This is a genomic window from Variovorax sp. 22077 (assembly GCF_052044195.1).
Classification (GTDB): Bacteria; Pseudomonadota; Gammaproteobacteria; order Burkholderiales; family Burkholderiaceae_C; genus Variovorax; species Variovorax atrisoli.
This window is the reverse complement of sequence record NZ_JBQEQC010000020.1, coordinates 35,744-53,725: the sequence shown is the minus strand read 5'-3', so window position 1 is coordinate 53,725 and position 17,982 is coordinate 35,744. Positions and strand designations below refer to the sequence as shown.

20 protein-coding genes are annotated in these 17,982 nt (G+C 68.7%); 8 read left to right on the top strand and 12 right to left on the bottom strand.

All coding sequences use genetic code 11. From position 1 onward, the window contains the following. The first annotated feature begins 35 nt into the window (after positions 1–35). The 3 genes from rpsU to ACTJLF_RS25125 all read left to right on the top strand — a co-directional run bounded on the left by rpsU (position 36) and on the right by ACTJLF_RS25125 (position 1,279). A complete protein-coding gene (gene rpsU, locus ACTJLF_RS25135; protein ID WP_007833691.1) occupies positions 36–248 on the top strand; it encodes a 30S ribosomal protein S21 in 213 nt (70 codons plus the stop codon). Between the two features lie 108 nt (positions 249–356). Beyond that, positions 357–806 carry a GatB/YqeY domain-containing protein gene (locus tag ACTJLF_RS25130; RefSeq protein WP_019653418.1) on the top strand — a complete coding sequence of 150 codons (450 nt, stop codon included), beginning with the start codon at positions 357–359 and terminating at the stop codon, positions 804–806. Positions 807–808: 2 nt separating this feature from the next. Continuing rightward, complete coding sequence (locus ACTJLF_RS25125) at positions 809–1,279, top strand: NUDIX domain-containing protein (protein WP_354407716.1); 471 nt, start codon at positions 809–811, stop codon at positions 1,277–1,279. Between the two features lie 10 nt (positions 1,280–1,289). Here ACTJLF_RS25125 and ACTJLF_RS25120 read toward each other — a convergent pair whose 3' ends face one another. Then, a complete protein-coding gene (locus tag ACTJLF_RS25120) occupies positions 1,290–2,048 on the bottom strand; it encodes a sulfite exporter TauE/SafE family protein (RefSeq protein WP_019653420.1) in 759 nt (252 codons plus the stop codon). Positions 2,049–2,150: 102 nt separating this feature from the next. On the opposite strand from ACTJLF_RS25120, the gene ACTJLF_RS25115 reads away from it, so the two are divergent. Beyond that, entirely contained in the window at positions 2,151–3,062 is a 912-nt protein-coding gene (locus ACTJLF_RS25115; protein ID WP_132750593.1) for a LysR family transcriptional regulator, read from the top strand. On the opposite strand, the gene ACTJLF_RS25110 is transcribed toward ACTJLF_RS25115, so the two are convergent. From ACTJLF_RS25110 to ACTJLF_RS25070, 9 genes are all read right to left on the bottom strand, one after another. After that, on the bottom strand, positions 3,046–4,044 hold the full coding sequence (locus tag ACTJLF_RS25110) for an SDR family oxidoreductase (RefSeq protein ID WP_354407714.1): 999 nt from the start codon (positions 4,042–4,044) through the stop codon (positions 3,046–3,048). The genes ACTJLF_RS25115 and ACTJLF_RS25110 overlap by 17 nt on opposite strands. Next, the gene (locus tag ACTJLF_RS25105) at positions 4,041–4,943 is read right to left on the bottom strand and encodes a bile acid:sodium symporter family protein (RefSeq protein ID WP_440884110.1); all 903 of its coding nucleotides are present in this window, start codon (positions 4,941–4,943) and stop codon (positions 4,041–4,043) included. Before ACTJLF_RS25105 ends, ACTJLF_RS25110 begins: the two co-directional genes overlap by 4 nt. A gap of 27 nt (positions 4,944–4,970) precedes the next feature. Next, entirely contained in the window at positions 4,971–6,308 is a 1,338-nt protein-coding gene (locus ACTJLF_RS25100; RefSeq protein WP_440884109.1) for a flavin-containing monooxygenase, read from the bottom strand. Next, positions 6,305–7,150: an SDR family oxidoreductase gene (locus ACTJLF_RS25095; RefSeq protein ID WP_440884108.1), complete on the bottom strand. Its 846-nt coding sequence runs from the start codon at positions 7,148–7,150 to the stop codon at positions 6,305–6,307. The genes ACTJLF_RS25100 and ACTJLF_RS25095 overlap by 4 nt, the downstream gene beginning before the upstream one ends. Positions 7,151–7,264: 114 nt before the next feature. After that, positions 7,265–8,314: an NAD(P)-dependent alcohol dehydrogenase gene (locus ACTJLF_RS25090; protein WP_126184511.1), complete on the bottom strand. Its 1,050-nt coding sequence runs from the start codon at positions 8,312–8,314 to the stop codon at positions 7,265–7,267. A gap of 48 nt (positions 8,315–8,362) precedes the next feature. Further along, positions 8,363–9,466, bottom strand: coding sequence for an ABC transporter ATP-binding protein (locus tag ACTJLF_RS25085; protein ID WP_354407706.1), 1,104 nt, complete (start codon positions 9,464–9,466; stop codon positions 8,363–8,365). Between the two features lie 35 nt (positions 9,467–9,501). Then, entirely contained in the window at positions 9,502–10,314 is an 813-nt protein-coding gene (locus tag ACTJLF_RS25080) for a carbohydrate ABC transporter permease (protein ID WP_440870876.1), read from the bottom strand. Between the two features lie 29 nt (positions 10,315–10,343). Further along, positions 10,344–11,228 carry a carbohydrate ABC transporter permease gene (locus ACTJLF_RS25075; RefSeq protein WP_132797793.1) on the bottom strand — a complete coding sequence of 295 codons (885 nt, stop codon included), beginning with the start codon at positions 11,226–11,228 and terminating at the stop codon, positions 10,344–10,346. Beyond that, positions 11,228–12,514 carry an ABC transporter substrate-binding protein gene (locus ACTJLF_RS25070; protein WP_051127534.1) on the bottom strand — a complete coding sequence of 429 codons (1,287 nt, stop codon included), beginning with the start codon at positions 12,512–12,514 and terminating at the stop codon, positions 11,228–11,230. Before ACTJLF_RS25070 ends, ACTJLF_RS25075 begins: the two co-directional genes overlap by 1 nt. A gap of 264 nt (positions 12,515–12,778) precedes the next feature. Here ACTJLF_RS25070 and ACTJLF_RS25065 point away from each other — a divergent pair, with 264 nt between their 5' ends. Beyond that, entirely contained in the window at positions 12,779–12,955 is a 177-nt protein-coding gene (locus tag ACTJLF_RS25065; RefSeq protein ID WP_354322519.1) for an alpha/beta fold hydrolase, read from the top strand. Positions 12,956–12,966: 11 nt separating this feature from the next. Continuing rightward, entirely contained in the window at positions 12,967–14,190 is a 1,224-nt protein-coding gene (locus ACTJLF_RS25060; protein ID WP_354407700.1) for an MFS transporter, read from the top strand. Between the two features lie 12 nt (positions 14,191–14,202). Here ACTJLF_RS25060 and ACTJLF_RS25055 read toward each other — a convergent pair whose 3' ends face one another. Both ACTJLF_RS25055 and pmbA read right to left on the bottom strand, forming a co-directional pair. Further along, a complete protein-coding gene (locus ACTJLF_RS25055; RefSeq protein ID WP_132750583.1) occupies positions 14,203–15,150 on the bottom strand; it encodes a helix-turn-helix domain-containing protein in 948 nt (315 codons plus the stop codon). Positions 15,151–15,190: 40 nt separating this feature from the next. Further along, the gene (gene pmbA / locus ACTJLF_RS25050) at positions 15,191–16,561 is read right to left on the bottom strand and encodes a metalloprotease PmbA (RefSeq protein WP_440884107.1); all 1,371 of its coding nucleotides are present in this window, start codon (positions 16,559–16,561) and stop codon (positions 15,191–15,193) included. Between the two features lie 95 nt (positions 16,562–16,656). Between pmbA and yjgA the strand changes: the two genes are divergently transcribed. Next, positions 16,657–17,313 carry a ribosome biogenesis factor YjgA gene (yjgA, locus tag ACTJLF_RS25045; RefSeq protein WP_019653435.1) on the top strand — a complete coding sequence of 219 codons (657 nt, stop codon included), beginning with the start codon at positions 16,657–16,659 and terminating at the stop codon, positions 17,311–17,313. A gap of 85 nt (positions 17,314–17,398) precedes the next feature. Next, positions 17,399–17,968 carry a molybdopterin adenylyltransferase gene (mog, locus tag ACTJLF_RS25040; protein WP_405054337.1) on the top strand — a complete coding sequence of 190 codons (570 nt, stop codon included), beginning with the start codon at positions 17,399–17,401 and terminating at the stop codon, positions 17,966–17,968. Positions 17,969–17,982 lie beyond the last annotated feature (14 nt).

Genomic DNA, 17,982 nt, shown 5'->3' with positions numbered 1-17,982 from the left:
CTTCCCCAGGCCAAATCCATTTCAACGATTCATCAATGACCACCATCCGCGTTAAAGAAAACGAGCCCTTCGACGTCGCCCTGCGCCGTTTCAAGCGCACCATCGAAAAGCTCGGCCTGCTGACCGACCTGCGTGCCCGCGAGTTCTACGAAAAGCCGACCGCCGAGCGCAAGCGCAAGAAGGCAGCCGCGGTCAAGCGCCACTACAAGCGCGTGCGCAGCATGCAGCTGCCCAAGAAGCTGTACTAAGCGACACCCGGGCGGCGGGCCCCAGACGAAAGTCGGCCCGGTCGCCTCGTTGCCTCAGCCGCGCCAGGGAAACCTGCCGCGGCTTTGTTTTTTCCGAAAGGTTGCCGAATGACTCTCAAAGCACAGATCAACGAAGACATGAAGACGGCGATGCGCGCCAAGGACTCCGAGCGCCTGGCCACCATCCGCCTGCTGCTGGCCGCGATGAAGCAGAAGGAAGTCGACGAACGCGTGGAGCTCGACGACGCCATGGTCGTGGCCATCGTCGACAAGATGGTCAAGCAGCGCAAGGACTCGATCGCCGCCTTCACCACCGGCGGCCGCACCGACCTCGCCGACAAGGAAGCCGCCGAGATCAAGGTGCTGGAGGTCTACCTGCCCCAGCGCATGGGCGCCGACGAGGTCGCCGCCGAGGTGAAGGCCATCGTGGCAGAGCTGGGCGCCAAGGGCCCGGGCGACATGGGCAAGGTCATGGGCGTGGTCAAGACGCGCCTGGCCGGCAAGGCCGACATGGGCCAGGTCAGCGCAGCGGTCAAGGCCGCACTGACGGGCGCCTGAGCATGAACGCCGGCAGCCCAAGCGTCGCCATTCCCAAGGCCTGTGCCTGCCTGGTCGACGCACGGGGCCGGTTGCTGGTGTTCCGCCATCCCGAGGACGGCAACATGCAGCTGCCCAAGGGCACCATCGAGCCCGGCGAGTCGCCCGAAGCGGCGGTGCGCCGCGAGCTGCTCGAGGAATCGGGCATCGACTACGCCGGCGAGCTGCAGTCGCTGGGTACGCTGGACCGCGAATGCGAAGCCGGCATCGAAGGCAACACGCACCGCCACCCGCAGCTGTGGCACCTGTTCCTGATGCGCGCCGAGAGCCCCCTGCCCGAGAGCTTCACGCACACGGCCACGGGCAGCCCCGAGGAAGAAGGGCTGGTTTTCCTCTTCAGCTGGCTCGAAGCCGGCGATCCGATCGACGACTTCGCCCTGCCCTACCGCCAGACCATCGAGCGCGTGCGTTCGGCCCTGCTGCTGGCGGCCTGAGGCGCCGCCATCACGCCCCGGCCGCCCGCACGGCCATGTAGAGGCCAAGCAGCGCCAGCCCGACGAGAAAGCAGCGCCGGAACACCTCCACCGACAGCCGCTTGCGCAGCCAGGTGCCGAGCACCATGCCGCCGATGGCCGGCGCCAGCATGGCGACCGAACCTCCGATCGCCGACACCGGATACCCCCCGTTCACGGCCAGCCCGATGGCCAGCACCACCGTCGAGGTGGTGAACGAGATCCCCATCGCCTGGATCAGCGAATCGCGCTGGAAGCCCAGCGCCTGCAGGTAAGGCACCGCCGGCACCGCGAACACGCCTGTCACGGCCGTCACCAGCCCGGTGCTCATGCCCACCAGCGGCCCCACCCAGCGCGCCTGCGCATCGCTCACATGCAGCTGCCGCCCGGTCAGCCCCCACAGCGCATAGACGATCAACGCCACGCCGAGCGCGAACGAGGCCCAGGCGCCGGCCGGCACGCCCAGCCACAGCGCCCCGGCCAGCGTGCCGATCACCACGCCCACCTGCATGCCGCCGATGCGGCGCAGCACCGGCATGAAGGTCGCGCGGGGCCCGGTCTGCCAGATGTTGGTGACCAGCGAGGGCACGATCAACAGCGCAGCCGCCTGGGCCGGCGTCATCCACAGCGCGAGCAGCGCCATCGACACCGTTGGCAGCCCGAGGCCGACCACGCCCTTGATCACCCCGGCGAGCAGGTACACGGCCGTGGCGGCGGCCCAGAAAGCGGTTGCGTCGATCGGATGCGTCATCGAACGCCGACTCTGCCAACGAAGCCCGCCGCCGCAAATGCGGCATTCGCGAAGCGGGCCTCAGTCTGCGGCTGAGGCTCCTGGTGCACACTCCGCCGGATCATGCGATTCGACCTTACCGACCTGCGGCTCTTCATCCACGTCGTCGAGGCCGGCAGTCTCACTGCCGGTGCGGGGCGTTCGCACATGACCCTGGCTTCGGCCAGCCAGCGCGTGCGCGGCATGGAAGACGCACTCGGCAGCCCCCTGCTCACCCGCCATGCACAGGGCGTGCGCCCCACCGAGGCCGGCCGCACGCTGCTGCACCATGCGCGCGTCGTGCTGCAGCAGATGGAGCGCCTGCGCGGCGAGCTCGGCGAGTACGGCCAGGGCCTCAAGGGCCACGTCCGCTTCATGTGCGGCACCTCGGCGCTGACCGAGCACCTGCCCGAGGTGCTGAGCCGCTTCCTCGCGGAGCATCCGCGCATCTCGGTCGATCTGGAAGAGCGGCCCAGCCCCGACACGGTGGAAGCCCTGCGCGCCGGCCTGTGCGACATCGGCATCGTCTCCGACGCCATAGACAGCGAGGGCCTCGAATGCCACCCCTTCCGCCGCGACGACCTGGTGCTGGTGATGCCGCGCGGCCATGCGCTGGCCACGCGCCGGCGCCTGCGGCTGGCCGAAGTGGTCGACAGCGAATTCGTCGGCCTGCCCGCCGACAGCGCGCTGCAGCAGTTGATCACGCAGCACGTGCGCGCGCTGGGCAAGCACCTGGCCTACCGCGTGCGCGTGCGCAACTTCGAGGCGGTCTGCCGCATGGTCGAGTACGGCATCGGCGTCGGCATCGTTCCGCAGACCGCCGCCGAGCGGTGCGCCCGCTCGATGAAGATCGCACGCGCCTCGTTGGCCGACGCCTGGGCCGAGCGCACGCTGATGGCCTGCGTGCGCTCGTCGGAAGACCTGCCGCTCAACGCTCGGCGCATGCTCGATTACCTGGTCGCGCCGCCGCCCGACGAGATCAGGACGAAGCAGTGACCGGCCGCCCCAGCCGCACCCGCGCCGCCACGAACGCATCGAAGGCCTCGCTGCTGGTCTTTAGCGGCACATAGCCGAAGCGCTCCTTCAGCGCGGTGTTGAGCAGCACCGGCCGGTAGCGCAGGAAGTCGAGCTGCTCCGGCCCGTAGCGGCTGACGCCCAGCGCCGAGCCCGCCGCCAGCGCCGCCTTCAGAACGCCGGCGGGCCAGTCGACCGCATGCTTGCCGAGCCGCGAGGCGATCTCGTGGATGGTCAGAGCCCCATCGCCCGCGAGGTTGTAGCAACCGGACGGCGCGCCGCCGAGCGCATGGGCGATGGCGCCCGTCACGTCCTCGTCCCACACGAACACGAAGGGGCTCGCACTGCCGCGGATCGCGATGAGCCGCTTCTTCTCGAACAGCGCAGTGATCTGGTTGTCCACCCGCTCGCCCAGGATGGTGCCGATACGCAGCACCGTCTGCGCCAGCGACGGATGCCGCTCGCGGTAGTCGGCGAGCATCTCCTCCACCTGCCGCTTGTGGTCGGCGTAGGCGAACACCACGTTGCCGCGCAGCGGCTGCGACTCGGTGATCCACGCCGGGTTGTCGGCGTGGTAGCCGTAGGCCGCGCCGCTGGACGACACCACGATGTGCCGCACGCCGTTCGCCACGCAGGCTTCGAGCACGTTGCGCGTGCCGCCCACGTCCACCGAATGTTCGAAGGCGCGGTTCGAGTCCTTGCCCGGCGTGACGATGGATGCGAGATGCACCACGGTGTCGATGGCATGGTCGGCGATGGCTTCGGCAATGCGCGAGTCGCGCACGTCAAGCTGCCGGTAGGTCACGCCCATGAGCCGGCGGTCCGGCGGAACTTCGCGCACGTCGACCGCGACCAGCGCCTCCAGCCTGCCCTGCTCCGCCAGCGCGGCGAGCAGGCTTCGCCCCAGGAAACCATCGGCCCCCGTCACCAGCACGCGGCGCGCAACGAATCCTTCGCCGCTCATGGCTGCGTGGGCTTGCGCCCCCACCAGCTCGCCAGCGCGAGGCCGGCGATGATGTCCCAGAAGCCCCACACGCCCGCCACCACGGCCATGCCGCCGAGTCCGCCGAAGAAGCTGAAGATCAGCACCAGCCCGAGCCCCGAATTGCGGATGCCCACCTCGATGGACACCGCCCGCCGGTCGTAGTCGCCCAGCCCCGAGAGCCGCGCGCACAGGTAGCCGGTGCCGAAGGCCAGCGCGTCGTGGATCACCACCGCCATCAGCACCAGTCCCACGTAGTCGAGGAAGAAGTGCCAGTTGCCCGCGATGGCGCCGACGATGAACACGATCAGCGCGACGAAGCTCAGCACGCCCACCGGCTTCTTGATGCGCGCCGTGAGCGCCGGGAACCGGTGCGCGCAGACCACGCCCAGCACGAAGGGAATGCCGATGATCGCCACGATGTGCCCCAGCATGTCCAGCGGATCGAGTGCGATGGTCTTCAGCAGCGCCGAGGCCGTCGGATGCAGGCCGCCCCAGAACGCGAAGTTCAGCGGCATCACCACGATGGAGATCGCGTTCGAGATCGCCGTCATCGACACCGACAGCGCCACGTTCCCGCCTGCGCGGTGCGTGAGGATCTGCGAGATGTTTCCGGGCGGGCAGCAAGCCACGAGGATCATGCCCAGCGCGATGCTCGGACCGGGCTTGAGGATCAGCGTGAGCGCGTAGGTCACCGCCGGCAGCACGATGAACTGCGCGCCGATGCCCACGGCCATCGCGCCGGGCATGCGCGCCACGCGCCTGAAGTCCTCGATGCGCGTGTCCAGCGCGATGCCGAACATCAGGAAGCCCAGCACCACGTTCAGCAACACCAGCGAGGCGGGGTTGAAGTGCAGGCGTATCTCGTCGACGGGCAGCATGCGCGGGGCCTCCTTCTTTCTTCGTCTTCAGGCAGGGTCAGCCAGCGCCGCGGCGGCATTGCGCACGGCCGCGCGGTAGGTGTCCTTGTGCACGTAGTACGCCATGCGTTCCAGCTGCAGGTACTTGAAGCCGCCCGACAGGTCGGGTGCCGGCCCCTGCGCGGCGGCTCGTAGCGCAGCCGCCTTGGGCGAACCGCTGCCCTGCGCGCGGAAGTAGCGCGCTACCAGCTCGGCCTGCTCGTAGCGGCCCTGCCAGCCGATGCCGCTGGCCTCGATCATCCCGAGCACCGCGATGTTCTCGAAGCGCGGCGAGAAGATGTTGAGGTACAGCCGCGGCGCCATGCCCTGCCAGTTCAGCAGTTGGCGGTCGATGAAGGGGTAGTGCAGCGCGTAGCCGGTCGCCGCGAGGATCAGGTCGTACTCGCGCGCGCTGCCGTCCCTGAAATGCACCGTATGCCCATCGAGCCGCGCGACGTCGGCGCGCACGCCGATGTCGCCGTGGCCCACGTGGTGCAGCACCAGCGAGTTCACGACGGGGTGCGACTCGTACATCCGGTAGTCGGGCTTCGGGAAGCCGAAGCGCACCGGATCGCCGGTGAACCACTTGAGCACCGTCGAGTCGATGCGCTGCTTGAGCCATGGCGGCAGCGGCCGCTTGCCGCCCAGCGTATCGGCCGGCTTGCCGAAGACGTACTTGGGCACGAAGTAGTAGCCGCGCCGTACAGAGATGTCTACGCTCCTCGCGTAATGCACCGCATCAACCGCGATGTCGCAGCCCGAATTGCCTGCGCCGACGATCAGCACGCGCTTGTCCTTGAAGAGCTCCGGGTGCTTGTAGTCGCTGGTGTGCAGCAGTTCGCCGTCGAAGTTGCCGTCGAAGCTCGGCCGCTTGGGCTCGGCGAGCGTGCCGTTGGCGATGACCACGCCCCTGTATTCGGCCGTCTCGATCGTGCCCTCGCCGTCCTCGGTGGTGACGAGCCAGCGCGTGCCGGGAGCATCGCTCACGGGCTCGACGCGCAGCACGCGCGTGTTGAAGCGGAAGTGTTCCCGCAGGCCGAACTTGTCGGCGAAGTCGCTGAAGTAGCGGCGCAGTTCGCGGTGGCTCGGGTAATCGGCCACGCTGTCGGCCATCGGGAACTCGGTGAACTCGGTGGTGCACTTGCTCGAGATCAGGTGCGCCGAGTGGTAGACGGTGGAGCGCGGGTTGGAGATGTCCCAAAGCCCGCCCACGTCGCCATGCGCCTCGAAGCCCTGGAACGGCACGCCGTGCTTCTGCAGGTTGCGCGCGCCGGCGAGGCCGGAGGGGCCCGCGCCGATGAGCGCGATCTGTTCGTGGGTGGGTACGGCGTCGTTCGGCGTCGTCATCGGGTCGGAGGCTCCTTGGGGAGATCGGAGGAAAGACTGGAAGAAAGGCCGGGGATGGCCGTGGCGCCCGCCTCGCCCAGGCGCGGCTTGCGCGGCTGGCCGCGCAGCAGGCGGTCATGCAGCTTCTCCGGCAGGAGATCGAGCATCTTCGAGAGCCAGCCGATGCGGCGCGGCAGCACGATCTTCTCGCGCCCCGCGGCCACGGCCGCCAGCAGCCGGTGCGCGGCATCGTCGGCTTCGAGCAGCCCCGGCATCGCGAAGCGGTTGCCGGCGGTGAGCGCGGTGCGGATGTAGCCGGGGCTCACCGTGTGAACCGTGAGCCCGGTCTCGCGAAGCTCTGCGCGCAGGCTTTCGAGGTAGCGGATCAGCCCGGCCTTGCTCGCGCAATACGCGCCGTTGCCCGGCATGCCGCGCCAGCCCGCGATGCTGGCCATGCCGACCAGCGCGCCGCGGCGCTGCGCACGCATCGCGCTCACGAAGGGCTGAAAGGTGGTGGCCGCGCCCAGCAGGTTGATTTCGAGCATGCGGCGGAACACGGCCAGGTCGTCGGCCTGCGCGGTGTCGTAGCCGCCCGCGACACCGGCATTGGCGACCACCAGATCGGGCACGCCGGCCCTGGCCATCCAGTCGGCGGCCAACGCCTGCATCTGCGGCCCGTTCGACACGTCGGGGGTATAGACCGCGCAGCGCCCGGGCGCCCGCGCGGCAAGCGCCTCGAGCTTTCCGGCATCGAGCCCCGCCAGCGCGACCTGCGCGCCGCCTTCGATCAGCTCGCGTGCAAGCGCCTGGCCCAGGCCGCCGCAGGCGCCTGTGAGGACTACGTTGCGAAACTCCAGGGGCATCGGCTCGCGGACTCCGGGTGGCAAAACCCGGCCACTGTAGCCGCGCATGCGCGCCGCGCCCCCCGGCATTTCCCCTTGCTCAGGCGGCTGCCGAAACGGAGCTTCAGGAATGCGTCAGGCTTCGGCGCCCTGCGGAAACTCGATCTGGATCTTCACGTCGCCCGCGCGGGCCGCTGCCGCTTCCTCGAAGGCCCGCACGCCGTCGGCGAAGTCGAAGGTGCGCGAGATGAAGGGCTTCACGTCGACCTGGCCCGAGGCGATCAGCGCCAGCGCGCGCGGGAAGATGTTGGCGTAGCGGAACACCGACTCGATGCGCACCTCCTTCGACTGGATCGCGACGATGTCCATCGGCACCTTGCCGCCGGGCATGCCCACCAGCACGAGGCAGCCGCCGGGGCACAGCAGGTCGACGATGCCCTCGAAGGCGCGCGCGCTGCCGCTGGCCTCGAAGACCACGTTGGCGCCCCAGCCCTCGGTCAGCGACTTCACGGCCTCGGCCAGGTTGGTGCCGCGCACGTCGACGGTCGTCACCGCAGGGTTGCCGTCGAAGAGCGCCAGCTTCTCGGGCACGAGGTCCGCGAGGATCACGCGCGCCGCGCCGCCCGCGAGCGCAGCCAGCGCCGTCATCGCGCCGATGGTGCCGGCGCCGACGACCACCGCCACGTCGCCGGGCTTCAGCGCAGCCTTCTTGGCGGCCTGCAGGCCGATCGACAGCGGCTCGACGATCGCGCCCTCGCCGAAGCTCACGTTGTCGGGCAGGCGGAAGGTGAAGGCCGCCGGGTGCACCACGAAGGGCGTGAGGCAGCCGTGGATGGGCGGCGTGGCCCAGAAGCGCACGGCCGGGTCCAGGTTGTAGATGCCTTCGAGCGTGGCACGCGAATCGGCCGCGGGAATGCCGGGCTCCATGCACACGCGGTCGCCGGGCTTGAGGTGCGTGACCTCCGCGCCCACCTCCACCACCGTGCCCGATGCCTCGTGGCCCAGCACCATCGGCTCCTGCACCACGTACGGGCCGATGCCGCCGTGCTGGTAGTAGTGAACGTCGCTGCCGCACACGCCCACGGTGTGCATGCGGATCTTCACGTCGCGCGGCCCCACGTGAAGCGGAATGTCGAGCTCGCGCAGCCTGAGCTCGTGAGCCTTTTCCAGAACCAGTGCTTTCATGTCTTCGAGTCCTTGCAGAAGTGTTGTCGTTGTGCGGTCGATGTGTCGTCAATGCAATGAGGCTTCGGCGCGCAGCAGCGAGGCGCCCGAATCGATGTCGAACAGGTGCACCTGCGCCGGGTCGGCAACGAAGCGCACGCAATCGCGCAGACCGGGGCGTTGCGCGGCAGGCATGAGCGCGGCGACCTCGCCGCCGCCCCGGCCGAAGCTCACCAGCACCTCGTTGCCGAGATATTCGATGAGCTGCACTTCGCCGGCGAAGCCGCCATCGCGCCCGTCCTGCGTATCGACCTGCAGGTGCGCCGGCCGGATGCCCAGCGTCACGCGCTCGCGGCCTTCCAGCGCGAAGCGCCGCGGGTCCACCCACACCGTGCCCTCGCGGCCCGTCAGTTCGAAATGGCCGCCGGCTTCGCGCACGCTCATCTCCACCAGATTCATCGGCGGCGTGCCGATGAAGCCGGCCACGAAGGCCGAGCGCGGCCGCTCGAAGATCTCGCGCGGCGAACCGACCTGTTCGATGCGTCCGTCGCGCAGCAGCACGATGCGGTCGGCCAGCGTCATCGCTTCGTGCTGGTCGTGGGTCACGTACACGGTGGTGGTCTTCAGCGCCTGGTGCAGCCGGGCGATCTCGATGCGCATGTGGTTGCGCAACTTGGCGTCGAGGTTCGACAGCGGCTCGTCGAAGAGGAAGACCTTCGGCGTCTTGATCATCGCCCGCGCGATCGCCACGCGCTGCTGCTGCCCGCCCGACAGCTCGGCGGGCTTGCGCTGCAGGTAGCGTTCCAGCCCCAGCGTGTCCGACACCTCCTTGATGCGCGCGTCGATCTCGGCCTTGGGCACCTTCAGCCGCTTGAGGCCGAATGCGATGTTGTCGCGCACGCTCATGTGCGGATAGAGCGCGTAGTTCTGGAACACCATGGCGATGCCGCGATCCTGCGGCGGCAGGTCGTTCACGCGCTGGCCGCCGATCATGAGGTCGCCGTCGGAGATGTCCTCCAGCCCTGCGAGCATGCGCAGGATGGTCGACTTGCCGCAGCCCGAGGGGCCGAGGAACACGACGAACTCGTTGTCGGACACGTCGAGGTCGAACTGGTGGACGACCTGCGTGTCGCCGTAGCGCTTGATGATCTTGTGACAGCTGATTGCGGACATTTCGTTGTTCCGGGAAAGAGGGATCGCCTTGGGGCTCACGCCGCGTCGCGCCTGCGCTTGAACGCGGCGTTGAGGAAGCCGCTGAGCACGCCGACCATGAGCAGCGGCGGCAGCGACAGCAGGATGACGGACGCGTTCAGGATGCCCCAGGGCACGTCGCGCCCGAGCTGGCTCAGCTCCGAGGCCACGATGGGCAGCGTCTTGGCGTCCGAGGTGGTGAGCATCAGCGCGATGAGGAACTCGTTCCACACCAGCACGAAGCCGAAGGCGATGGCACCGATCAGCGAGCGCGCGGCGATCGGCAGCGACACCCTGAAGAAGATTGCGTAAGGGCCGTAGCCGTCGACGCGGCCGGCCTCCTCCACTTCCCTGGGCACCGCCTTGAAGGCAGGAATCGCGAGCCAGATCACGGTAGACAGCGTGAGCAGCGTGTAGGTGACGATCAGCGCGATGCGCGTGTCGTACAGCTCCAGCTGCAGCCAGATCACCATCAGCGGAATGGCTACCGCCACCGGCGGCAGGAAGCGCATCGAGAGCACGAAGAACTGGATGTCGTCGGCCCGACGCAGCGGATAGCGCGCGAGCGCATAGGCCGCGGGCAGCCCGAGCACCGCGCCGGCGATCACCGCCGAGCCCACCACCACGACGGAGTTGACGAGCCCCTGCGCCACCGCCTCGCGGCTGAGCACATAGACGTAGTTCTCCAGCGTGGGCGTGAAGAAGAACCTGGGCACCGCCGAGACGATGTCGACCCGGTTCTTGAACGAGTTGAGAAAGGTCCACAGCACCGGCACCAGCGCCGACAGCCCGGCCGCGCTCAGTACCAGCCGCGCGAGCAGCGTGCCGATGGAGAGCCTGTTCTTCTTCGGGGAAGCGCTCATTTGGGCCGCGTCCATTTCCAGATGTAGGTGAAGGCCACGGTCGAGGCGACCATCATCAGCACCGCCATGCTCGATGCATACGAGATGCGGCCCGACTCGATGAAGCCCTGCGAGAAGGCATACATGTCCAGCGTCTCCGTCGAGATGCCGGGGCCGCCGCGCGTCATCACGTAGATGAGGTCGAAGGCGCGCAGCGACTCCACCATCTTCACGAAGCACAGGCTGACCAGCGGCGCCTTGAGCATGGGCAGCGCCACGTAGGCGTAGACCTCCCAGGTCTTCGCGTGGTCCATGCGCGCTGCCTCGAAGGGCTGCGGCGGCAGGGTCTCGAGCAGCTTGAGCACGATGACGGCGAAGAACAGGCCCCACTGCCACACGTCGACGAAGGCCACGGTGAGCAGCGCTGTGACCGGGCTGGCCAGCAGGTCGAGCGGCTCGCCCGTGATCGCCTTGTACGGCCAGGTCAGCAGGCCGAAGAGCGGATGGAAGGCGAACTTCCACACGAAGGCGGCCGACACGCGCGGCAGCAGCACCGGCACGATGAACAGCATCGACAGCACATTGCGCCAGCGCGCGGTGGTGCACTGGAACATCAGCACGCCCAGCAGCACCGCGAGGCCCATGGTGGCGCTGACCGTCAGCACCTCCCACACCAGCGACACGCGCACCGAGTTGAGGAAGCGCCGGTCCGAGAAGAGCTGGACGTAGTTAGACAGCCAGACCCAGGCCGTGTCGGCCTGGCCCAGCTCGCGGTCCTGCAGCGAGATGCCGATCGCGAAAAGCGTGGGCACCAGCGCCAGCACTGCAAGCACCAGCAGGCCGGGCCCGATGAAGACGAGAGGGAGCCTCGTCGTCTTCTTTTTCTTCTCCCTGAGCGTCATTACTTCTTGCGCCGCGCGACCAGTTGCTTCGCGTAGCCGTCGAGTTCGTCGAGGCCGGCCTTGATGTCGGTGCGCGATCCCGTGATCAGCTCCTCGAGGATGATCCCCCAGCGGTCACCGAGGTCGGGCCAGGCCGGGTCCTGCCAGAAGTTCACGGCCGTGACCTTGCCGGTGTCGGCCAGCGCCTTGCCGAGGTCGGCGCCGTAGCGCTTGGCGAACTCGGGACTCGACAGCACGCTGGTGCGGTTGAGTTCGCCGAACTGGCCTTCCGCGAGGCGGCGCTGCTCCTGCTGCTTCGAGGTGGCCCATGCGATGAAGAGGCCGGCGCACTTCTTCGCCTCCTCGGTCTTGTTGGCCTTGGCGCCGATGGCCAGGCCGTGGCCGTAGCCGCCGCCGGTCAGAGGCGCGGGCGGCGGCAGGTAGGCGATCTTGCCGATCACGGTCGACATCTTCGGGTCGAGCGCGTTGCCGGCCAGCGGGGTCGATTCGACAAGCATCGCCACCTTGCCGGCAAGGAAGGCGCCGGTGGACTCGTCCCAGCCGCCGGTCTTGGTGCCGGGGGCCGAGTACTTGAACAGGTCGAGATAGGTCTGCGTCGCCTTCACCGCGGCGGCGGAATCGAACACGGGCTTGTCGCCGTCGAACCACTGGCCGCCGTAGCCGCGGAAGAACGGCATCCAGCGCCACACGTTGGCGCCCGAGCCGCGCTGGCCGCGCAACGCCACGCCGTAGACGCCATTGGCCGGGTCGTTGAGCTTCTTCGCCGCGGCGACGAACTCGTCGAGCGTGGTCGGCGGCTTGATGCCGGCCTTCTCGAGCAGGTCCTTGCGGTAGACCAGCAGGTCGCCGCCGCCGGTGAGCGGCGCGAACCAGACCTGGCCGTCGAAGGTGGCGACCTTCTGGCGGCCGGGGTCGAAGTCGGCGTAGTCGTACTCGGCGGGGTAGTACTTGGCCAGCGGCACGATCCACTTCGACTGGGCGAACAGCGGCACGTTGGCCTCGTCGACGTAGTACACGTGGTACTTGCCCACCGTGGAGGCGTCCGCGCGGGTCTTGGTGCGGCGGTCGTTCTCGTTGAGGTTGTCGATGTTGAACGAGGCGCCTCCGAGGGCCTTGAACTCGTCCTTGTACTTCTCGAGCAGGGTCAGCCCGTCGCGGGGCTGGGACAGGACGCGCAGATCCTCCTTGCAGACCTGCTGGGCCTGGGCCGCGCCGGCCCATGCGGCCAGCGCCGCCAGCAGCATCGCGCAGCGCTTCAGCCGGCACCGGTTTTCTTGAACAGCCATCGCTTTGTCTCCTATGAGCCTGTCGTGGATCGCCGGGGAATCACGGCGCGAACAGGTGGGACGAAGCGTAGGCAGCGGCGTCGCGGCTCCGCGTACACGCGAGCCGGGGCACTGGTATTTTGATGACCAGCCTGCCTGGGGTTTTGCCGGAGGCAGATTCGTACAAGGTGCCGGCCACGCCACGTCGGTTGCAAGATAAAACCAGATAGATAGAATCAATTCGGTCTTTTTTTGAAACCAGAATCGGCATCGCGCCGCACAGCCATGACCCCCTACCGCACCCTCGCCATCGACGGCCTGAAGATCTTCCATCGCGAGGCAGGCGACCCGGCGCTGCCCACCCTGCCCCTGCTGCACGGCGCTCCGGCCTCGTCCTTCATGTACCGGGAGCCGATCGAGCGGCTCGCGCATCGCTTCCACGTCGTAGCGCCGAGCGCCTGAGGAGAGCCGCCGTGGAACTGAACGCCGATGCGGCAAAGGCACGCCCGTGCCCCACGCCGTCGATATCGAACGCGCTGGCGCTCCTGTTCGCCGTCGCCTGCGGCCTGGCGGTGGCCAACGTCTACTACGCCCAGCCGCTGCTGGATACGCTGGCCCACACCTTCGGCATCCGGCCCGCCACGGTCGGCGTGGTCATCACCATCACGCAGATCGGCTACGGGCTGGGGCTGCTGCTGGTGGTTCCGCTGGGCGACCTCGCAGACCGGCGCAGGCTGATCGTCGGGCAGTCGCTGCTGTCTGTGGTCGCGCTGCTGGCCGTGGCGCTGGCGCCGAGCGCTGCGGTGCTGCTGCCGGCCATGGCCGTCATGGGCGTGCTGGCGGTCGTGACGCAGGTGCTGGTCGCCTACGCAGCGAGCCTGGCCGCGCCGGGCGAGCGCGGCCGCGTGGTGGGCACCGTCACCAGCGGCATCATCCTCGGCATCCTGCTGGCACGGGCGGTGTCGGGCACGCTGTCCGACTTCTTCGGCTGGCGCTCGGTCTACCTGGCATCGGCGGCGGCCACGCTGGTGGTCGCCGGCCTGCTGTGGACGGCGCTGCCGGCCAGCACGCGGCCCGTGCCGGGCATTGCGTACCCGCAGCTGATCCGCTCGGTCTTCGCCCTTTTCGCGCAGGAGCCGGTGCTGCGCATCCGGGCCGTGCTCGCGATGCTGATCTTCATGTCCATCACCATGATGCTGACGCCGATGGTGCTGCCGCTGACCGCACCGCCCTTCTCGCTGTCGCACACGCAGGTGGGGCTTTTCGGCCTCGCGGGCGCGGCCGGAGCCCTGGGCGCCGCGCGTGCCGGCCGGCAGGCGGATCGTGGCCGCGCGCAGCACACCACCTTCATCGGCCTGAGCGCGATGCTGCTGTCGTGGGGGCTCATCGCGATGCTGCCGTGGTCGATCTGGGCGATGGTGGCGGGCGTGATCGTCATCGACTTCGGCCTGCAGTCGGTGCACGTGGCCAACCAGAGCCTGATCTACCGCGTGCGGCCCGAGGCGCAGAGCCGGCTGACGGCCGGGTACATGATCTTCTATTCGATCGGCTCCGCCACCGGATCGATGGCTTCGACCATGGTGTACGCCCATGCGGGCTGGAACGGCGTCTGCCTGGCCGGGGCACTCGTCAGCGGCACGGCGCTGCTGTTCTGGGCGCTGACCCGGCACCTGACGCCGCGGGACACGGCCGCCTGAGGCCGGAACGGCTCAGTCCGCGGTGGCGAGCGGCGTGTTGCGCGCGGTGCGCAGCCCGAAGCGGTCCTGCGCCTGCTGGCGGTAGGCCGAGGGCGTCATGCCCTTGAGCTGCAGGAAGCGGCGGTTGAAGTTGGCGAGGTTCGCGAAGCCCACCTCGTAGCAGATGTCGCTCACCAGCCGGTCGGACACCTGCAGCATCTCGCAGGCCTTGGCCACGCGCAGCCGCGTGACGAAGTCGGTGAAGGTCGCGCCCATGTGCCGGTGGAACCAGCGCGAGAAGCTGCTTTCGGCCATGTTGGCCACGGCGCACACGGCCGGCAGCGAGAGCTCCTCGGTCAGGTGCCGGTCGAGGTAGTCGAGCACGCGGCGCATGCGGGTGTTGGCGCTCGGGTCTTCCCCGGCCGGGTCGGCGGTGCTCGAAATCTGGCGCCAGTCCGGCCAGCGGGCCAGTTCGTGCAACAGCCCGATGAAGGCCGAGAGCCGCGCCATGCCCTCCTGCTGCTGCACCCGCTGGAAGCGGTCACGCACGAGGTCGCCGATGCCGAAGAACTCGATGCCCAGCTTGGCCCGGTCGAGCATCGGCAGCACCGCCTCGAGCTCGGGGAAGAGGTCAGCGCCCTTGCGCAGCGGCTCGTCGCGGAAGTGGATGACCATGCTGCGCTCGGCGATGCCCTCCGGCGGCACGTCGTGCGAGATCCATGTGTGGGGCAGCCGCGCTCCCACGAGCGCGACATAGCCGGGCTCGAAGCGGCCGATGTGGTCGCCGACGAAGGCGTCGCCGCTGCTGCGGTTGATGCACTGCAGCTCGTATTCGTCGTGGTAGTGCCAGCAGTCGAAGGGCCACGGCACGCCGTGCTGCAGGCACCGTACCGAACTGCCGCCCGCCGGCTCGAAGCCCAGCCGCGGGTCGCGCATCAGTTCGTGCTCGAGTTCGGGTTTTCGCGCCGTGTTGTGCCTCATGTTCGACCAGCCTTCGCGCGCAGGCCGTGCGGCGCAGCCTTCAGGCGCCGGCGACCTTCATGCGGCTCACCAGGACCGATCCCGTGGTCTTGGCGCCGAAAGTGTAGGCATCGGCCCCGATGGCTTCAATACCCAGCAGCATGTCCTTGAGGTTGCCGGCGATGGTGATCTCCTGCACCGGGAAGGCGATCCTGCCCTTCTCGACCCAGAAGCCGCTGGCGCCGCGCGAATAGTCGCCGGTCACGTAGTTCACGCCCTGCCCCATCAGTTCGATCACGAAGAGGCCGGTGCCCAGCTTCGCGAGCATGGCGTCGAGGTCGTCGGTGTGCTTGGTCAGACGCGAGCTCAGGGTCAGGTTGTGCGAGCCGCCGGCGTTGCCGGTGGTCTTCATGCCCAGCTTGCGTGCCGAGTAGGTCGAGAGGAAATAGCCTTCGAGGCGGCCGGCGTCGACCACCTTGCGCGCCCGGGTGGTCACGCCCTCGTCGTCGAAGGGGGCGCTGCCCTTGCCGCGAAGCAGGTGCGGGTCTTCGGCCACGTCGACGTGCGCCGGCAGCACGGGCTTGCCCAGCGAATCGAGCAGGAAGCTGCTCTTGCGGTAGAGCGAACCGCCGCTCACGGCCTGCACCAGCGAGCCCAGCAGGCCCACGGCCAGCGGCGACTCGAACAGCACCGGGCATTCGACGGTCTTGATCTTGCGCGCCTTCAGGCGGCTGAGCGCCCGCTCGGCGGCGTAGCGGCCCACGGCCTGCGGACTGGCCAGTTCGTCGGCCGAGCGCATGGAGCTGTACCAGGCATCGCGCTGCATGTCGTCGCCCTTGCCGGCGATCGGCGCCACCGAGATGGAGTGCCGCGAGCTGGCATAGCCGCCACGGAAGCCGTGCGTGTGGGCGCTGAAGAAGTGGCTCTGCTGGGCCGAGACGCCCGCGCCCTCGCTGTTGGTGATGCGCTTGTCGGTCGACAAGGCGGCCTCTTCGCATTCCAGGGCCAGCTTCGCGGCCTGCTCGCTGGTCACGTCCCAGGGGTGGAACAGGTCGAGCTCGGGGTGTTCCTTGGCGATGTCCTCCTCGTCCGGCAGGCCGCTGACGGGGTCTTCGGCCGTGAAACGGGCGATGTCGTAGGCTGCCTGGACGGTCTGGGCGATGGCCGCCTCGGAGAAGTCGGAGGTGCTGGCGTTGCCGCGGCGGTGGCCCACGTAGACTGTGACGCCCAGCGACTTGTCGCGGTTGCGCTCGACGTTCTCGAGCTCGCCCTTGCGCACCGAGACGCTCAGGCCGCAGCCCTCGGAGGCCTCGGCCCCGGCGTCGGTGGCACCGAGCTTCTTGGCGTGCGCCAATGCGGTGTCGACCAGGTTTTCGAAGAAGGAACGGCTGTAGGCGAAGCCGGAATCGGCGCGCGAGGAGGATGTCGTCATGTGGTGGCTATGATACTTGCGCCCCCCATTTCCCGTTTTCAGCAGATTCCCGCCGCGCGTTGCAACGCCGCACGGCGCGGCCCAGAATCCATCCCATGTCCCGCAAACCCAAAAAAGGCTATTACGTCCGCGGCCATTTCGTGGCCGAAGGCAGCGAGCTCGACCTCGAGCTCAAGCGCGAGCTCAAGGGCTCCGACGACGCCAGCCGCACCGACCTGAAGCGCGAAAGCGAAGAGCTGCAGAAGCTGGGCGCCGAGCTGCTCACCCTGCGCGCCGGCCTGTTCGACGCCCTCCAGCTCGACGAGAAACTGGTCGAAGCCATCGCCGAGGCCAGGCGGATCACCAATTTCGAGGGCAAGCGCCGCCAGATGCAGTACATCGGCAAGCTCATGCGCAAGCTGGAGCCCGAGGTGCTCGAAGCCGTGAAGCAGGCCCTGCTGGAGCAGAACACCGTGCCCGCAGCCGAAGTGGCGGCCCTGCACGAGGCCGAGCGCTGGCGCGACCGCCTGATCGCCGACGACGACGCGCTGGGCGGCTGGATCGAGACCCACCCCGCCACCGACTCGCAACAGCTGCGCGCCCTCGTCCGCCAGGCCCGCAAGGACATGAAGACCGGCCCCGCCGGCGAAGCCCCCCGCCAGGGCAAGGCCTACCGCGAGATCTTCCAGCTGGTGCGCGCCCAGCTGGCCGTGCACGGCAGCGACGACCACGCAGCCGCTGCCGCCGCGCAGGACCGCGAGGAAGACGCATGAGCGCCGCGCCGGGCCGCCCCGAGCAAGCTCGCACCGCAGTGCGAAGAACGAAGGTATTCCAATGAGCGAAGGCGCATTCGACCCGGTGCGCATCGGCATCGTCTCCATCAGCGACCGCGCCTCCAGCGGCACCTACGAAGACAAGGGCCTGCCCTCGCTGAAGGAATGGCTGGGCCGCGCGCTGAAGAACCCCATCGAATTCGAGCCCCGACTTATTCCCGACGAGGCCGAGCGCATCAGCGCCACGCTGATCGAACTGGTCGACGCAGGCTGCTCGCTGGTGCTGACCACAGGCGGCACCGGACCCGCCCTGCGCGACGTGACGCCCGAGGCCACGCTGGCCGTGGCCCACAAGGAAATGCCGGGTTTCGGCGAGCAGATGCGCCAGATCAGCCTGCGCTTCGTGCCCACCGCGATCCTCTCGCGCCAGGTGGCGGTGATCCGTGACAGGAGCCTGATCATCAACCTGCCCGGCCAGCCCAAGTCGATCGCCGAGACGCTCGAAGGCCTGAAGGACGCCGAGGGCGCCCAGGTGGTGCCGGGCATCTTCGCGGCGGTGCCCTACTGCATCGACCTGATCGGCGGGCCCTACCTCGAAACCGACGACTCGGTCTGCAAGGCCTTCAGGCCGAAGTCGGCGATCCGCGCCCGCTGAGGCTTCAAGAGCGG

Excerpts from the sequence above, each read along its gene's own strand:
- rpsU (WP_007833691.1), top strand. The coding sequence starts at position 36 with ATGACCACCATCCGCGTTAAAGAAAACGAGCCCTTCGACGTCGCCCTG.
- ACTJLF_RS25130 (WP_019653418.1), top strand. The coding sequence starts at position 357 with ATGACTCTCAAAGCACAGATCAACGAAGACATGAAGACGGCGATGCGC.
- ACTJLF_RS25125 (WP_354407716.1), top strand. The coding sequence starts at position 809 with ATGAACGCCGGCAGCCCAAGCGTCGCCATTCCCAAGGCCTGTGCCTGC.
- ACTJLF_RS25120 (WP_019653420.1), bottom strand. The coding sequence starts at position 2,048 with ATGACGCATCCGATCGACGCAACCGCTTTCTGGGCCGCCGCCACGGCC.
- ACTJLF_RS25115 (WP_132750593.1), top strand. The coding sequence starts at position 2,151 with ATGCGATTCGACCTTACCGACCTGCGGCTCTTCATCCACGTCGTCGAG.
- ACTJLF_RS25110 (WP_354407714.1), bottom strand. The coding sequence starts at position 4,044 with ATGAGCGGCGAAGGATTCGTTGCGCGCCGCGTGCTGGTGACGGGGGCC.
- ACTJLF_RS25105 (WP_440884110.1), bottom strand. The coding sequence starts at position 4,943 with ATGCTGCCCGTCGACGAGATACGCCTGCACTTCAACCCCGCCTCGCTG.
- ACTJLF_RS25100 (WP_440884109.1), bottom strand. The coding sequence starts at position 6,308 with ATGACGACGCCGAACGACGCCGTACCCACCCACGAACAGATCGCGCTC.
- ACTJLF_RS25095 (WP_440884108.1), bottom strand. The coding sequence starts at position 7,150 with ATGCCCCTGGAGTTTCGCAACGTAGTCCTCACAGGCGCCTGCGGCGGC.
- ACTJLF_RS25090 (WP_126184511.1), bottom strand. The coding sequence starts at position 8,314 with ATGAAAGCACTGGTTCTGGAAAAGGCTCACGAGCTCAGGCTGCGCGAG.
- ACTJLF_RS25085 (WP_354407706.1), bottom strand. The coding sequence starts at position 9,466 with ATGTCCGCAATCAGCTGTCACAAGATCATCAAGCGCTACGGCGACACG.
- ACTJLF_RS25075 (WP_132797793.1), bottom strand. The coding sequence starts at position 11,228 with ATGACGCTCAGGGAGAAGAAAAAGAAGACGACGAGGCTCCCTCTCGTC.
- ACTJLF_RS25070 (WP_051127534.1), bottom strand. The coding sequence starts at position 12,514 with ATGGCTGTTCAAGAAAACCGGTGCCGGCTGAAGCGCTGCGCGATGCTG.
- ACTJLF_RS25065 (WP_354322519.1), top strand. The coding sequence starts at position 12,779 with ATGACCCCCTACCGCACCCTCGCCATCGACGGCCTGAAGATCTTCCAT.
- ACTJLF_RS25055 (WP_132750583.1), bottom strand. The coding sequence starts at position 15,150 with ATGAGGCACAACACGGCGCGAAAACCCGAACTCGAGCACGAACTGATG.
- pmbA (WP_440884107.1), bottom strand. The coding sequence starts at position 16,561 with ATGACGACATCCTCCTCGCGCGCCGATTCCGGCTTCGCCTACAGCCGT.
- yjgA (WP_019653435.1), top strand. The coding sequence starts at position 16,657 with ATGTCCCGCAAACCCAAAAAAGGCTATTACGTCCGCGGCCATTTCGTG.